The following is a 15672-nucleotide window of genomic DNA, read 5'->3' on the forward strand; positions in this document are numbered from 1 at the left end:
CGGTCCATTCTCTTCAGTCGCTTCCCACACCGACCGGGGGCACCGACCGGTTCGCGAGCCGGCCCAGCCGTTCGAGCTGTTCGAGCAGTGCGCGCCGGTCCGTCTTGTCGGTGGAGGTCCTCGGCAGCCGGTCGAAGAACTCGAAACGGTCCGGAATCATGTAGCGCGGCAGACGGGACCGGCAGACACGGGCGACCTCCCGGGCATCGATCTCCTCCGTGGCCACGAGGCAGGCGACCAGCCGGTTGGTGACCAACTCGTCGGGGACGGCCACGACGGCACATTCGACGACGGCGGGGTGCGTGTGCAAGGCGGCCTCGATCTCCGCGAGTTCCACGCGGTAGCCGCGCGTCTTCACCTGGTGGTCCCGGCGCCCTACGAACGTGTACGCGCCGTCCGCACCCACCGTCACGAGGTCACCCGTCCGGTACACACGTGGGCGGTCACCGCCCGCTGGTGCCAGTGGTGACGGGACCAGTACCCGGTCCGTCCGCTCCGGGTCGTTCCAGTAGCCGCGCATCACCGTCGGCCCGCCGACCAGGAGTTCGCCGGTTTCCCCCGGTGCCGCCGGGCGCCCGTCGCCGGTGACGGCCACCGTCTCGGTGCCGGGGAGGGCACGGCCAATGGGAACGGGGGCGTCGGTCTCGGGCGGGCGCGTCACTTCGTGCCAGGTGCAGACGTTGGTCTCGGTCGGACCGTAGAGGTTGACCATGCGTGCCCTCGGCAGCACGGTCATCAGCCGACGCAGGTGGGGGGTCGGAAACACCTCCCCGGCGAACAGGACGAGACGGAGATCCGGGAAGGGGTTCTCGCCCATCTCGCCGTGCCGGAGCAGAAGCGACAGCACCGACGGAACCGAGTACCACACCGTCAGTTCCAACTCACGGATGAACCGCGCCAGTTGGACTGGGAACACCGAGGCCTGCGGTGGCACGAGGACCAGCGCCGCCGCGCCGGCCGCCGCGCCGAACACGTCGAGGACCGAAAGGTCGAAGTGGAGCGGGGCATGGCTCGACAACCGGTCGTCGGGGGCCAGACGGAACTCGTCGGCCGCCCACCGGACGAACGCCAGGCCGTTGCCGTGCGTGAGTGTCACCCCCTTGGGGCGGCCCGTGGAGCCCGACGTGTAGAGGATGTACGCGAGGTCGTCCGGCCCCACCACCGTCTCGGGTACGTCACATGACGCACCGGCGTCACGGGTGTCCCCGGCCCGCAGGTCACCGCCGAGGTCGATCAGGCCCTTCGGGTGGGCGATGTCGTCCGGTGCGGTGCTCGCGTTGCGGCGCCTCCCGGTGAGCAGCGCGCTGAGGGCGCAGTCCTCGGCGATCATGCGCAGTCGGGCGGCCGGAGCCTGCGGGTCCAGGGGCACATAGCAGGCGCCCGCCTTGAGGACGCCGTAGAGGCCCGCGATCGCCTCCGCCGACTTGTCGAGAAACAGGCCGACCCGGTCACCCGGCTCGACGCCCGTCGTGCGGAGCCGGGCGGCCACGCGATCCGACCAGGCGTCGAGTTCGGCGTAGGTCAGGACGCGCGGTCCGTCCACCACCGCCGTACGCAGGGGATGTGCCGCCGCGGCTGCCCGCAGCAGGTGGTGCAGGCAGCCGGGCCGCCCGGCGCTCCGGGCGCTCATGCCGGGGAGCCACGCAGGACGAAGGCCTCGATCGCGCTGAGCGTCTCGAAGTTGGCCGCCGTCAGATCGATGTCGTCGACCTTGATGCCGTACTTGTCACCGATCCAGTGGCCGAGTTCCAGGAGGCTGAGGGAGTCGATGACCCCGGCGTCGATCAACGACGCGTCGTCCTCCAGGTGTTCGTCGGGGCCGGCCCATTCGAGCTCCTCCCGTATGAACGTGCGTACCGATCGCTTCACGTCCGTCGCCGTCATTCGCTCTTCCTCTGTTCCTTGCCGAAGGTGCGCGCCGACAGCCCCATGTGACGGGCCGCGAGATCGCGCTGGATCTCGGATGTGCCGGAGTAGATGCGGCTCGCGAGCGCGTCCCGGAGGTCGCGCTCCACCTCGTACTCGGTGCTGTAGCCGTAACCGCCGTGGATCTGGATCGCGTCGAGACCGGACTGGACGAACGCCTCGCTGACGTAGACCTTCGCCAACGCGGCCTCGACCGCGGTCGGTTCGCCCCGGTCGGTCAGCCGGGCCAGTCGCCGCAGCAGCAGTCGCGAGACGTCGAGTCGCATGCGCATGTCGACGATGCGGTGGGAGACGGCCTGGAAGGATCCGATCGGCTGCCCGAACTGGTGCCGCGTGCGGGCGTGTTCCACGCAACGCTCCAGGTCACGGCGCATGGTGCCCAGCGCGGTGGCCAGGATGAAACTGCGCTCGCGCTCCATGGTCCAGGTGAACACCGCCATGCCGGCGCCTTCCGGCCCGAGCAGACACGCTGCGGGAATCTCGCAGTCGTCCAGGCGCACATCTCCCATGGGCGAGGTCCGCAGGCCCATTTTCGAGAGCGGCTTCGACACCGTGAGCCCAGGGGTGTCCCGGTCGACGAGGAAGGCGCTCACCCCGGCGAAGCCGCGTCTGCGCTCCTCCACCGCGAACACGAGCAGGACGTCGGCGATCGGCGCGTTGGAGACGAACGTCTTGGAGCCGTTCAGGACGTAGTTTCCGCCCCTCCTGGTGACGGAGGTCGTCAGTGCGAACGCGTCCGAACCGGAGCCGGGTTCGGACATGGCGTGCCCGGCGATCGACTCGCCGGCGCACATGGCCGGGAGGTAGCGCTCCTTCTGACCGGCCGAGCCGAACCGGACGATCGGAGAGACACCGGCCCACAGGTGCGCGTGGAGCGAGAAGAGGAGGCCGTTGTCGCGGCAGCCGTAGCCCAGTGCCTCCAGCGCGGCCGTCGTGGTGGTGGCGTCCGCGTCCTGTCCGCCGTACTCGGCCGGAACCGGCAGGCCGAGGAGGCCTGTGGCGGCGCACTTGCGCCAGTTCTTCTCGGCGAAGACCCCGTCCCTGTCCCGCCCGACCAGGTCGTCGTTCAGCTCACGGAGCGCGAACTTCTCCACGGTTTCGCTGAACTCGCGCTGTTCCGGGGTCAGTTCGAGGTCCACGGTTCCGCTGCCGGGAGCTGCCGTGCCGCGCATCAGAAGTCGAACTCCTTCTTCGCGGCGGTCACCGAGGCGACGAGCTGCTCGCACTCCTCCGGGGTGTGCCGACTGGAGACACCCACCCGCAGACGGCCCGAACCCGCCGGAACGTGCGGGTAGACGAACGGCGCCACCATGACACCCCTGCCCCTGAGCCAGTGCGCCACCGCGACCGTCTTGTCCTCCGAGCCCACGAGGACGGGGACGATGTGGCTCCGGGTGTTCAGCAGGTCGCATCCGGCCTCGCGGAGCCGCGCCGTGACCGACTCGGTGTTCTCGACGAGCCGGCGGCGCAGTCGGTCGCCCTCCGCGTCCAGGAGGTCCAGCGCGGCCAGCGTCGCCGCGGCCACCGCCGGGGCCGAGCCGCGTGAGGAGGTGTACGAGGGGGACATGTACCGGAGTTCGCGTTCGAACCAGTCGTGCGTGAGGACGAAGCCGCCGATGCTGCCGAGCGTCTTGCTCATGGTGCCGATCACGACGTCGACCTTGTCGAAGACCCCGAAGTGGTCGGCCACTCCGAGCCCGTTCGGCCCGACGGAACCGAAGGAATGGGCCTCGTCGACGACGGTCAGGGCGTCGTACGCGGCGGCCAGTTCGGTGATCCGGTCGAGGGGCGCGTAGTCGCCGTCCGCGCTGTACAGACCGTCGACGACAATGATCCGCCGTCGTTTGCCCGCGCTCTCCCGGAGGACGGTCTCCAGGCGCTTCATGCTGTTGTGCGGAAAGGTGCGTACCTCGGCACCGGAGAGGCGGCTGCCCATGAAGAGGGAACTGTGGGCGAGCCGGTCGTTGATGACCACGTCCTCGCTCGACGCGATCGTGGCGACGACCCCCTGCGAGGCGGACATGCCGGACGGGAACATGATCGCGGCCCGGCCGTCCGACATCCCGGACAGCCTGTCCTCGACGCTCCGGTGGATGCGGGTGTGGCCGCAGATGAGCTGTGAGGCGTAGGTGTTGGTGCCGAACTGCTCGATCGCCTCGATCGCGGCCCGCTTGAGCACGGGATGCTGGGAGAGGCCGAGATAGTCGCAGGAACCGAACATGATCAGGTCGCCGTGGGGCTCGACCGTGACGGTGTTCCCCTGATTCGACTGCACCACCGGGAAGAAGGGCGAGTTGCCCTCCTTCTCCCAGCGGAGATAGCCGTCCTTGAGCGCGGAGAGGTCTGCTTTAAGAGCCATAAGGGTTTCTCTTGTCTGCTCGGTTCACCCAGTGGTCAAGTCCGTCAATTGCCGGGAGAGGGACGCTTCTTCGGGGAGGGCTTCCGGGCGGGAGGCTGCTGCTGCCCGCTCACAGCCGACCCGACTCGACGACGCAGATGCCGGTCGGCCCCACCTCGTTGCCGAGGACCGTGAGCCCGGCACGCTCCACGAGATCCGCGTACGTCTTCGCGTCGCGGTCCTGGCTGCCGAACAGCACCAGCATCGTCATGTCCCGGACGGCCGAGCGGAGCGCGTCCGTGGTGTCCCAGGTGTGCTCGACGACCAGGAGGCGGGCATCGGTGTCCAGTGCGTCGCGACAGGTGCGCAGAATGCCGAGCGCCTCGTCGTCGCCGAAGTTGTGGATCACCGACTTGAGCAGATAGAGATCGGCCCCTCGGGGCACCGAGGACCGGATGTCCCCCGCCACGAACTCGCAGCGGTCGGCCAGGCCCTGCTCGGTCAGTGTGCGCCGCGTGTGTTCGATCACGGACGGCTGCTCGACCACGACGGCGCGCAGGCCCGGGAAACGGCTGAGCAGTCCGATGGTCAACGTGCCGTCCCCGGAGCCGAGATCGGCCACGACGCCCGAGTCCGGGAACCGGTACAGATCGAGTATCTCGGCGAGTGCGTGCCCGGTGTTCCAGCGCATGGACCGGGTGTAGGCGGCGGCGACCTCCTCGTCGTCGGCGAACCGCTCCCACAGCGACTGTCCGAACCGGTGCCGGAACGCCGACCGCCCGGTCCGCAGCGAGTGGTCCAGGCACTTCCACGCCTCGTAGTAGTCGTCCCCCGACATGAGGGCGTGTCCGTAGAGGGCGCCGCTGTCCCGGCGCAGGAGCGCGCCGAGTTCGGTGGCCCGGTGGCCCCCTGTCCCGGCCGGCTCCACAAGACCGAGCGCCCGCAGTGCCGACAGGTATCGGCGCAGCACCGCGAGATCGGTGGAGGTCCGCTCGCTGAGGGTCTCGTCGGTGAGCTCTCCGTCGGCGAGGTGGTCGAAGACATGGAGTCTGACCGCGGCCGAGATCAGCTGGGTGACGACATGTCCGTTCTGCAGCGCGCTGAGATTCCTGACGTTGTCTCCGTTGTTCGTCTTCATTGCCGTCCTTGTCTCCGGATCGTGGGGCGTCGTGCCCCGGATCGCTGTGGTGTGCCGCCCGGCCGGACGACGGCCCGGGCGAGGAGGGCCCTGACTCGTGAGGCGCGCAGGGCGGCGAACAGCACGGCCGCCACTCCGGCCAGACCGATGGCCGAACCGGTGGAGAGGAATTCCGCGACCGTGCCGAAGACGGGCGGGCTGAGACCTTGGGCCGTCATGGTTCCGGATGCGACCAGGCTGAAGGCCTGCCCCAGGTTCTCGGCGGGGACGAGCTCGCGGAAACGCGACTGCAGGCAGAGCGCGTAGGCCATTCCGATGCCGCAGAGGCCGTACAGGGCCAGAGCGAGCGCGTAGGGAAGGGGCAGCCAGTAGGGAAGCAGCGGAGTCCCGGTCAGCAGCAGGAGGGGTACTGCCAGCCGGTCACGGGCGGCCGGTGTCGCACAGCGGCCGACCAGGACCATGCCGACCGACACTCCGGCCGGTACGGCGGCGAGGAGCAGCCCTGCCCTTCCCGGTGACCAGCGGTCCGTGGCGTAGGGGACGACGAGGCTCTCGGCGCCGGTGACGAAGGCGGGCGGGACCCAGTACAGGGTGATCAGGGTACGTATCCGGGAGTCACGGAAGAGCCGCCGGGTTCCCTCCCACGCACCGCGGACGGTTCCGGAACGCTCAGTGGGCGCGGCGCCGGGCACGAGCAGATCGGGCAGTCGGACCCGCACCCAAAGGCCTGCCGCCAGGTGCAGCACCCCGGCGACCAGGAAGGCGCCGCCGGGGCCGAGTGCGGCGACGACTCCGCCGCCGGCCGCGAGGCCGAGCAACTGGGCGAGCGAGGCCGTCGTGAGGGACAGCGACCGGCCCGCCACGTACCGCTCCCCGTCCAGTACCCGAGCGACGACCCGGCTGCTCACGCCGATGAGGACCGGCGTGACGAAGGCGACCGCGACGACGAGCACGAGGCTTCCCCACACCGGGGTCCGACCGGCGGCCAGCACCAACGTGACGACACCGTCCACGGCGTACCCGGCGACGATGAGCCGGCGCGGGCGGACTCGGTCGGCCAGCACCCCCAACAGGCTGCCGCCGACCAGTTGGGGGACGAACGGCAGTCCGTAGGCGAGCGCGCCGAGCAGCGGGGAGTCCGTCGCCCGGTACACCGAGACGGACAGCGCGAGGGTGCGCAGCGTGTCGGCCGGCACGGCCAGGGTCTGGGCGCCGAGGACGGCGCGGAAGCGCGGCTCGGCCAGCGCGTCCCGGTAGGAGGCGGTGCGCTCACCGGCGTCCGTTGCACTCATCGTCGCCCTCCTTCCTCACCTCGGCCGCTCTCGCCGGCGGGCACCGGTTACTCGGACAGCGCGTCGGCCGGCAGTTCGAGCGTGCGTGTCTGGGCCCCGCAGTGGGAGCGCAGGACGACGCGGGGGGTGCCGTCCGGTGCGGTGACGATCTGGAGAGTGCGTTCCTGCACCCACCCCGCGAACCTGAACTCGTGCTCGCCCATGTGGACCAGGCCGAACGCCGGTTCGCCGTCGAGGAAGAGGGCCAGTACGCCCTCGTGCCAGTCGATCACGGCGTCCACGACGGGCTGCCGATTGGTGAACTGGCCTTCCTGCTCCTCGAAGGAGCGGAACGACTGCGGCATCGGGAAGCGGCACCGCAGCGCGTCCGCCTCGCTCTTCTCCAACTCGTCCGCCGGCCGGTGGAACTGCGCGTGGCGCAGCACCTCCGGTGTGTTGAACTCCGGCGGGAACAGGGCCATCAGCTCGGGCGTGACATGCGTGTCGACGACGAGGTGGATACGCGTTCCGGTGCCGGTGTTCGCCACCTGGTGCGGTCGGCTGAAGTCGGCGTACCACAGGCCGCCCACCGACCAGCAGTGCTCGCCGCCGTCGATCCTGAGCACGGCATCCGGCAGTGTCACGATCGGCACATGCAGCCGCATCGAGCCCCACGGGAAGGAGCACTTGGTGTCCTGGTGGTCGGGGCTGAGGGCACCCGGGCCGAGCGCGAAGAGCCGAGCGCTGCGTACGGGGGCGGGTATCGCGTCCAGGATCTGCCGGAAGTACGGGGTCTGGGCCAGCCGCGGTGTCGGGGCGAAGTCGTGCAGCTGGGGACCGCCCGAGTCGGTGCGGTCGTTGTGGCCGCCGATGCTGTGCAGGGGCATGTTGCGCCAGTCCGTCGAGGTGATCTCGCGGCTGACGCCGGTGCCGTCGGTGTAGCGGGGGCGGGCCCAGGCGACCTCGTCGAGCCGTTCGAGGTCGGCCAGCAGCAGTTCGGGCGAGAAGTCGAGACCGAGTCGGGCGGTCGCGGGCAGGCCGACGAGGATCTCGGCGCGCGGCCAGGTGTCGTCGTCGACAATGCTTTCCTGAGTCATGCGTTCCTCCAGAACGAGGGTTCGGACGCGGGTCGGGCACGGGTCGGGCGCGGATTCACCGGCGCTCCACCCGGACAAACAGTTCGTCGAGCCCGCGCATCGTCGCGGTGGGCCTCTGCACGGGGGGTCGTACGGCGTGGATGCGGTAGCGGTCGACGAACGCGCCGATCACCTCTGTCGCCAGCCGCAGCGCCAGATGGGTACCGAGGCACGAGTGGACGCCGCGGCCGAATCCGAGGTGGGGATTGGGAGAACGGTCGAGCCGCATCTCGTCGGGCGCCTCGAAGATCTCCGGGTCCCGGTTGGCCGCGGCGAGAAACACCACGACGACGTCGCCCCGGCGCAGTTGTCGCCCACCGAGTTCGACATCCTCAAGGACCGCCCTGCTGGTGGCCTGCACCGCTCCGTTCAGCCGGACGAGTTCGTTGAACGCGAGCGAGTCCAGTGCGGGCGGTTCGTCGCCCGACAGCAGACCGTGTTCGAGGAGCGGCTGGAGGGCGTTGCCGAACATGGTGCTGCTCGACGAATAGCCGGCGACGAAGATCGCGCGCAACGAGTTGACGTATTCGGCGCGGTACTCGCCGACCGAGTCGATGTCGATACCGCTCAGCAGCCCGGCGTCCGGGTGGGTCGTCGTCCAGGGTTCGATCAGCGTGCTGAGGTATTCGCGGGCCCGGATGCCGGGTTCGATCCGCTCCCGGTCGAGGCCGGCGTCCATGCTCAGGACGAGATCGCGCTGGGCGGTGCGGAATCGCGTCACGTCGTCGATGAAGGGCAGGCCGAACAGTTCGCACATGCTCTCCACGGCGAGCGGCTCGGCGAACTCGGTGACGAAGTCGAACTCGCGGCCCTCGATGCCGGCCATCAGCTTCCCCGCGGCCGACTGCGTGTCCGCGACCCACTTTTCGAGATCGACGCTTTTCAGTGCCGGAAGGATCGCCCTCCGCAGCAGGGTCTGCTCCGGGGCGTCGAGGGTCTGGACGCTGAGCAGCTCGGGGGTGACCCGGTCGCCGATCTTCCGGAAGTCCGACACGAAGACACCGGGATCCCGCAGGACTCGCGCGCAGTCCGCGTACCGCATGACGACCCAGCCGTCGAGTTGCTCGTGCCGGCTGACGGGGTCTTCGCCGCGCAGCCGCCGGTAGACCGGGTACGGATCCGCGAGCATCTCCGCGGAGAGCGGATCCATCACGTTCGTCACCTTTTTCTCCATTCACTCACACGAAGAAGAGCGGGCCGATGGTGGACTGCTTGATCTTTCTGGTCTGCACACCCACTGGGGCGCTCCGGCGAAACGCGGATGCGGGCACGGAATCGGCGATCGCGAAACATCCGTATTCGACGAAGGTCTCCTCCGAGTAGAGCTCCTTCTCCCTGCTGACCGAAACCGAGGTGGTATTGCTGCGCACCAGCGACTGCACCAGCCAGGGTTCGCCCGAATTCAGAATCTCCTCGACCAGGGAACGCCAATTCGATTCTTCCGTCTCGCAGCCTAGAGTGACTCCTCGGCCCTGGAATCCTGTGCCGGGTTTCAACACCAGATCTTCCTGGTTCTTCAGCGTCCAGGGGACGAGTTCGATTCGCTCGCCGTGGAACACGGAGAACCCGTCGGAGAGAATCCGGGTCCAGGGAATGAATGGGTCGAGCAGGCCCGAGTGGCGAGGGTCCACATGGCCTGCGTCGAGTTCCTCGGAGAGGACCGCCAGGATCGTCTTGTGCCCGGCGATCTGGTCGTCCAGTTCGTCGACCAGGGCGACCCGCGCGGCATGCGCCGCGGAGATCAGGGCGCTGAGGGCCGGGAACCCGGCAGCGGGGTCCGGTTCCTCGGCGCAGATGCGGTAGATCGCTCCGCACGGGACACCGTCAAGGAACACGCCCGAGGGATCGCACTCCAGGTCCTCCACGGCGGCGACGCGAGCCCGCACCCCATGACGGTTCAGTTCGTCCGCGAAGGCGTCGTAGTAGAAGGAGCCGTGCGCGAGGTCCGCGCGGAACTCCGTGACGACCACGAGTTCGTCCGGCTTCCGGTCGTGCTCGCGCAGTGCGCTGCGGACGCACCGGGCCACGGCGGCCATGACGTCGTGCCGTTGTGCACCCATTCCGCGCAGGAAATCGCCCAGAACCGGGGCGTTCTCAAACAGCCGACCGAGGATGTCGGCGTCCGGTGCCCCTCCGCAGGATGTTCCGATGTTCGGCTCCACCATGGCGAAGGAGTCTCCGTGTACGACGACGTCGGGCCGGCTGAACCTGGCCCAGACCGGCGGCCGGCGGACGTCGACGTAACGCCGGGTCGCCTCGTCCAGCCGCAACTCGTCCGCCAGCCGCTGCCAGCTGCCCCGCATGCGGTCGGCGAAGATCTCCGCGAGTGCCGACCGGAAGGCCCCGAAGGCGGCGCCGAACCTGTTCGCGAATTCCGTCGGCGCCAGTGCGGGTGGGACCAGGAGCCGTTCGGGCCCGGGATGGACTCGCCGTTCCCGGACACCTGCCATCGCCTCGTGGTCGGGGTCGAAATACGCGCCGAGCACCCCACTGTGCCGCTGCCCGAACTCCGAGATGACTTTGTTCAGGTCGCCTATCTGCTCTTCGAGTGGGCGCATTACTTCATCCCCATCCCCATCCGCATTCACCTCGGCTCGACTTGGCCGCCAGATTTTTCTGGCGGCCAAGTCGAATCTACTGCTTCAAACGGTTCATTCAGTGGACGTAGCGCATAGCGACTCCTCCTCTCCGCCTGAAGCGCCCCAGGTTTTCCTCGTGTTGGTGCACGAGTACGACATCGAGAGAAGAAGTCGCTCTGTCCCGATGCCTACCGAAGAGCTTTCTTCGAAAACATTATCACCGGAATCCGAGGCGATATGGACGTGATCTGTATCGGTCCCTGCGCCGGAAATCGATCCTTTGACCTGGGAGTCTGTGAGGTGATTGCCTATTCAACGCGACAGCAGCAGGCAAAGTTAAAGGAACCTTGCCCACCGGGCCGGACGCCCCCCGGCCAGGCGGGAGTCGGACCTCTCATCAGCGTCTCCGACGGCGCCTGCCGGGCCCGGAGGCCGGCGGTCCCATTGCGGAACCGTGCAGAAGACAACGGGGGTGGGAAGGACGCGCTGACGGAGGCTAGTGCGCGGCGGTCGCCTGCGGTGAGCGGAGTACCAGCAGGGTGATCTCGCTCGGGGCGAAGACGCGGAACGGCGGGCCCCAGAAGCCGGTGCCGCGGCTGGTGTAGAGCAGCGTGCGGGAGCCGTGGCGGCTGAGGCCGGCCAGGGCGGGCTGGTCGAGGCGGACCAGGTGGTGGAAGGGCCAGATCTGGCCGCCGTGGGTGTGGCCGGAGAGCTGGAGGTCGATGCCCGCGGCGGCCGCCCGGTCGACGAACTTGGGCTGGTGCGCCAGGAGCAGGACGGGCAGGTCCGGGTCGGCGCCGTTCAGGGCTCCTTCGAGGTGGGCGCGGTGGCCCGCCAGGCCGGAGGACTCGGCGGTGACGTCGTCCACGCCGGCGACCACGAGGGTGTCGCCGCCGCGTTCGAGCAGCAGATGCCGGTTGCGCAGCGGCTCCCAGCCCAGCTCGTCCATCAGGTCGACCCAGCCCTGGGCCTCGCTGTAGTACTCGTGGTTGCCGGTGACGTAGACCCGGGCCTTGGTGGCCCGCACGGTGCCGAGCGGGAGGGCCTGGGCGCGGCGGCGTTCGGCCGTGCCGTCCGCGATGTCGCCGGTGTGGCAGACGAGGTCGGCCTCCAGAGTGTTCACGGTCTCGCACACCCGCTCCGACCAGCGGGCGCGGTCGAGCGGGCCGTAGTGCGTGTCGGTGATGAGGGCGACGCGGGTGCCGTCCAACCCGGCGCCCAGGCGCGGGAGTTGGATGTCGAGGCGGCGCACGCGGGGTACGCGGCGGGCCTCGGCGTAGCCCCAGGCGAGCAGTACGGCGGTGGTGCCGAGGACGGCCCAGGCGACGATGCGGGCCCGGTCCTGGCTGTCGCCGACGCCGGCCACGGTCAGGGCGAGCCGCAGCAGGACGCCGAGCAGCACGGACCAGGTGAACAGGATCCAGCTGCCGCCGAGGAGCGAGTCGCCGAGGATCGCCATCCGGTCCTGCTGACGTCGGCCGTGGCCGCGCATCATCGCGAGCGGCATACCGGCCAGACCGAGGACGAACAGGGCGGTGCCGGTGAGCGTGACGGCCAGTGGCCAGTGCTGGCCCGTGTACAGCAGCACCCCGCAGGGCACGGCCCACAGCAGGACCGGGGCGATCAGGGGGAGATAGCGCATCAGGCGGAGCAGTGGCCTCCGCCGGGGAGCCTGCGCTTCGCTGTCGGCGGGACGGGTGTCGCTGGTGTCGGTCACGCGCTCCACTCTAGGTAGGGCCACCGCCACCGGACACGCCCAGGGCGATGTCGTCGGCGTAGTAGTCGCCCTGTGCGTACCAGCCGTGGACGTAGACGGTCGCGCTGGTCTGGGACGGGCCCGTCGTGAAGGAGACGGTCAGGCGGCTGTAGCCGGAGGGGGACGTGGTCCAGGTGGAGGTGCCGCCGCTCACGCCCAGGTAGACGTTGGAGCCGCGGACCCAGCCGCTGAGCGAGTAGGTGGTGTTCGGCCGTACCTGGACGGTCTGGTCGCACTGCGCGGTGTCACTCGAACTCACCGTCCCCTTAAGGGCTTTGGAGCCCGAGTGGACGGGGGAGGAGACGATCGAGCCCGTATTCCCGACGCAGTTCCACGGCGAGATACCGCCCGACTCGAAGCCGGGGTCGGTCAGGGCGTCGGCGGCCCCAACTGCGGTCGGTTCGGCCGATGTCGGGGCCGCAGACGTCGGAGCTGTGGACGTCGGAGCGGTCGACGCGCTCGCCGAGGGTGCGGCCGGGGTGGCTGCGGTGAGGCCGGGGATCAGGAGGGAGCACCCGAAGCCGACGACCGCCGCCGCGGCGACCGCGATCACCACGGCCGCCCGGCGCTGACCGGGTCCCAAGCGGGGGCGGACCGCGGGGAGTTGCTCCGTCCTGCGGTGGCCGGGGACAGGCGGGAGTTCCTCCGTCTCGCCCTCGGGCGAGGTCTGCGGGACGGGCGCGGTCTCGGTCGTGTGGCCGCGGTAGTGCTCGTCCTGGCGTATGTCGTCGAGGAGTTGGGCCAGCGCGTCGGTGTTGCGAGGGCGCAGTACGCGGATGGGTTCCAGCGCGGTGCGGTCGTCCGCCGACTCGGACGCGGGCGGTATGGGCACGGCGCACTCCTTACGTCACATCCCCTGGCAGAGACCGGAGTTGTCCCCGCGGATGGATACGCAACGCCCGCTGCGAAGGTTCAGCCGGGATCCCTCACCACCGCTGCGCGGGCCGCGCCCACCAGTGCGGCGTTGCCCGCGGGGCCGGCGGGTTTCATCGCGCGAGGAGGTCGGACCCCGGCCGCACCGTCGGCACGCGAGTCATCCGGTGTCCAGCCCCCGACTCCGAGACCGGCGGTCAGCGCCGGGGCGACGAGGTCCCAGGAGCGGGCCATGGAGCCTCCGACGACCAGGGCGGTCGCGTCGAAGGCCAGCAGGCGCGGGCCCAGGACGGCGCCCAGTCCGGTGAAGACGTCGTCCAGCACCCGCCGGGCCCGTTCCTCTCCCGCCCTGGCCCGTTCGGCGATGTCGTGCACATCGGCGGCGGGGTCGCCGTAGCGGGCGAGGATCGCGCGGCGGGAGACGGTGTCCTCCAGCGGCCGGCCGTCGATCTCGGTGAGGTCCATCCGCCCCTCGGGCGGTACGCCGGGACCGGCCTCGCGGATACGGCCGTCGGCCAGAAACGCCGAGCCGACTCCCGTGCCGAGCGTGATGCCCACGGCGCGGCGATGCCCCCGGACGGTGCCCGTGGACCACTCGCCGGTCAGGAAGGCGTGGGCGTCGTTGAGGAACACGATGTCGGCCGGGCGCTGCCGCAGTCCGTGCAGGAGTGCCGCCCGGACGTCCGTCCCGTACAGGGCGTCGAACTTTCCCACGCCCCGGAAGAGGGCGACCCCTCTCGCGTAGTCGAACGGCCCGGGCACCGCGACGCCCCAGCGCGCACCGGGCGGCGCCGACAGCCCGTCGGCGCAGCACCGGACGACGTCGAGGATGTCCTCGGCGGCGCCGTCGGCGTCGAGCGGCTCGCGCGTGCGGCCGGTGACTCGCCCGTCGCGCGGGTCGACGAGCGCGGCGGTGACATGGGTGCCGCCGATCTCCAGGACAGGGATCAACGGACCAGCGCCTTCACGACCCGCACCGGGCCGTCACCGGTCGCCCGCAGGGTGTACGGGCCGACCGCGGCAGGCACGGTCAGGGTCTCCGCGTAGGCCAGTTCGTGCCGGTCTCCGGCCGCCGTGAGCACGGTGACGCCGTCCCCCTCCACCACGTTCAGGATGTGGAACCGCCCCTGCGTGTCGTCGACGGCCTCGGCACCGGCGTCCAGCACGAAGCGTCTGACCTCGTAGAACATCTCGGCCAGTGCGCCGATGACCTCCTCCCGCCAGCCGCTGCCCTCGCGCAGGGTGCGCGGTTCCTGCACCAGGTCATGGGCGACGGCCTCACCGCGTCGGCCGGTCTCCAGGTTGGCGAACCCGTGCTCGTACGGCAGCGGGCGCGGGTTGCCGTCGGCGCCGGGCCGCAGCCAGTCGTAGAACCGCAGGCTGTAGAGGTACGGGGTGGCGCTGATCTCCAGCACGAGGTTGCCCGCGCCGCTGGCGTGCGGGGTGCCCGCCGGGATCATGAACAACTGGCCCTGCTCGGCGGGGAAGGCGAGGACGTGGTCCTCGGGGTCCATGGGGACTCCGTCGCTGATGGCCCGCTCCACCTCCTTGCGGAAGACATCGACGTCGGCGTCCTCGCGCAGGCCGAGGTACACCTTGGTGTCGCTGCCGCCGAGGGTGAGGTAGTACGTCTCGTGCTGGGTGTAGTCCCAGCCGAAACGCTCGCGCATGTACGACTCCTTGGGGTGGCAGTGCACGGAGAGGCTGCCGCCGCCGACGGTGTCGAGGTAGTCGAAGCGGATCGGGAAGGACGTGCCGAAGCGGGCGTGCGCCTCTGCCCCCAGCACGCTCAACGGCTCCAGCACACACAGGAGTTGGAACGGTACCTCGGCCTGGGCCGCCGGTCCGGTGCCGATGAGGATGCCTGCCTCGGGTGCGATCAGCTCGTAACCGAGCGCGGTGTTGCGGGAGTCGGGGTCGAAGCCGAGTTCGCGCTGTGCCCAATGGCCGCCCCAGGGCGTGGAGTTGAAGTAGGGGCGGGTGCGGACGGGACGGCGGGCCATGCCGGCGCAGGTGGCGCGCAGGCCCGCTCCGTCGAGCCATGCCGGGTGGTCGGGGTGCTGCATGTCGAGCCAGCCGTCGAGGCGGCGGGCGAGCGCGTCGCGGTGCCGGTCGAGCATCGGCCAGTCGATGTAGAAGAGGCGTCCGAAGGCGGGCTTCTCGTCCGGCAGACCGAGGTTGGCGCCCGTCTCGCCCGCGCCGACGGCGGCCTCCGCGTAGCGCTTGGGCACATCGGCGTACCAGAGCACGTCGTGCTCCACGAGGGCCGCGCCGGGGCCGTAAACGAGGAGCAGTCCTTCGGTCGGCAGTGCGGCCGGCGGCAGGTTCTCGAAGAGGTCGTCGAGGGGACGGTCGGCGAGCTTGCGGAAGTAGGGGTCGTCGGCGTCCTCCGGTCGCTCGGTACGGCTTCTGACGAGCGCCGGTGGTGCGTAGTGGGTCCGGACGTCGAGCAGGGTGACAGGGGTGCCGCGCCCGGTCAGTTCGTGTGCGAGGCGATCGGCGAGGCGGGACCAGTCGACGGTCGGGGGCCCGTCGATGGCCACCACCGCGCGGCCGTAGGGGAGTTGGGCGGCCACTGCCTGCCAGCCCGTGCCGAGGACGGCCTGTGCGGCGGGGGCGTAGCGCGGATCGAGCCGGTACACGGAGTCTCCTTCG

General features: G+C 70.1%; 12 protein-coding genes and 1 pseudogene. All 13 read right to left on the reverse strand.

Going from position 1 to position 15672, the window contains the following annotated elements; genetic code table 11:
- Nucleotides 1-13: 13 nt before the first annotated feature.
- Nucleotides 14-1630, reverse strand: coding sequence for an amino acid adenylation domain-containing protein (locus ACIBJH_RS07310; RefSeq protein ID WP_399115862.1), 1617 nt, complete (start codon nt 1628-1630; stop codon nt 14-16).
- Nucleotides 1627-1884 (reverse strand): acyl carrier protein, encoded by a 258-nt coding sequence (locus ACIBJH_RS07315; protein WP_399115863.1) that lies wholly within the window; start codon nt 1882-1884, stop codon nt 1627-1629. Before ACIBJH_RS07315 ends, ACIBJH_RS07310 begins: the two co-directional genes overlap by 4 nt.
- Nucleotides 1881-3098 carry an acyl-CoA dehydrogenase family protein gene (locus ACIBJH_RS07320; RefSeq protein WP_399115864.1) on the reverse strand — a complete coding sequence of 406 codons (1218 nt, stop codon included), beginning with the start codon at nt 3096-3098 and terminating at the stop codon, nt 1881-1883. The genes ACIBJH_RS07315 and ACIBJH_RS07320 overlap by 4 nt, the downstream gene beginning before the upstream one ends.
- Complete coding sequence (locus tag ACIBJH_RS07325) at nt 3098-4285, reverse strand: aminotransferase class I/II-fold pyridoxal phosphate-dependent enzyme (protein ID WP_399115865.1); 1188 nt, start codon at nt 4283-4285, stop codon at nt 3098-3100. Before ACIBJH_RS07325 ends, ACIBJH_RS07320 begins: the two co-directional genes overlap by 1 nt.
- Nucleotides 4286-4394: 109 nt before the next feature.
- Complete coding sequence (locus tag ACIBJH_RS07330; protein WP_399115867.1) at nt 4395-5402, reverse strand: methyltransferase; 1008 nt, start codon at nt 5400-5402, stop codon at nt 4395-4397.
- Nucleotides 5399-6694, reverse strand: a complete 1296-nt coding sequence (locus tag ACIBJH_RS07335; protein WP_399115868.1) for an MFS transporter — start codon at nt 6692-6694, stop codon at nt 5399-5401. The genes ACIBJH_RS07330 and ACIBJH_RS07335 overlap by 4 nt, the downstream gene beginning before the upstream one ends.
- A gap of 47 nt (nt 6695-6741) precedes the next feature.
- Nucleotides 6742-7770, reverse strand: a complete 1029-nt coding sequence (locus ACIBJH_RS07340) for an aspartyl/asparaginyl beta-hydroxylase domain-containing protein (protein ID WP_399115869.1) — start codon at nt 7768-7770, stop codon at nt 6742-6744.
- A gap of 55 nt (nt 7771-7825) precedes the next feature.
- Nucleotides 7826-8971 (reverse strand): cytochrome P450, encoded by a 1146-nt coding sequence (locus tag ACIBJH_RS07345; RefSeq protein ID WP_399115870.1) that lies wholly within the window; start codon nt 8969-8971, stop codon nt 7826-7828.
- Between the two features lie 16 nt (nt 8972-8987).
- Nucleotides 8988-10367: a hypothetical protein gene (locus ACIBJH_RS07350; RefSeq protein WP_399115871.1), complete on the reverse strand. Its 1380-nt coding sequence runs from the start codon at nt 10365-10367 to the stop codon at nt 8988-8990.
- A 517-nt stretch (nt 10368-10884) separates the two neighbouring features.
- Nucleotides 10885-12105 carry a metallophosphoesterase gene (locus ACIBJH_RS07355; protein ID WP_399115872.1) on the reverse strand — a complete coding sequence of 407 codons (1221 nt, stop codon included), beginning with the start codon at nt 12103-12105 and terminating at the stop codon, nt 10885-10887.
- Nucleotides 12106-12124: 19 nt separating this feature from the next.
- A pseudogene (locus ACIBJH_RS07360) lies at nt 12125-12649 on the reverse strand (carbohydrate binding domain-containing protein); the annotation flags it as partial.
- 407 nt (nt 12650-13056) lie between these two features.
- Complete coding sequence (locus ACIBJH_RS07365) at nt 13057-13968, reverse strand: ROK family protein (RefSeq protein ID WP_399115873.1); 912 nt, start codon at nt 13966-13968, stop codon at nt 13057-13059.
- Complete coding sequence (locus ACIBJH_RS07370) at nt 13965-15659, reverse strand: class I mannose-6-phosphate isomerase (RefSeq protein ID WP_399116374.1); 1695 nt, start codon at nt 15657-15659, stop codon at nt 13965-13967. The genes ACIBJH_RS07365 and ACIBJH_RS07370 overlap by 4 nt, the downstream gene beginning before the upstream one ends.
- Nucleotides 15660-15672 lie beyond the last annotated feature (13 nt).

This window comes from Streptomyces sp. NPDC050548 (assembly GCF_044457385.1).
GTDB lineage: Bacteria > Actinomycetota > Actinomycetes > Streptomycetales > Streptomycetaceae > Streptomyces.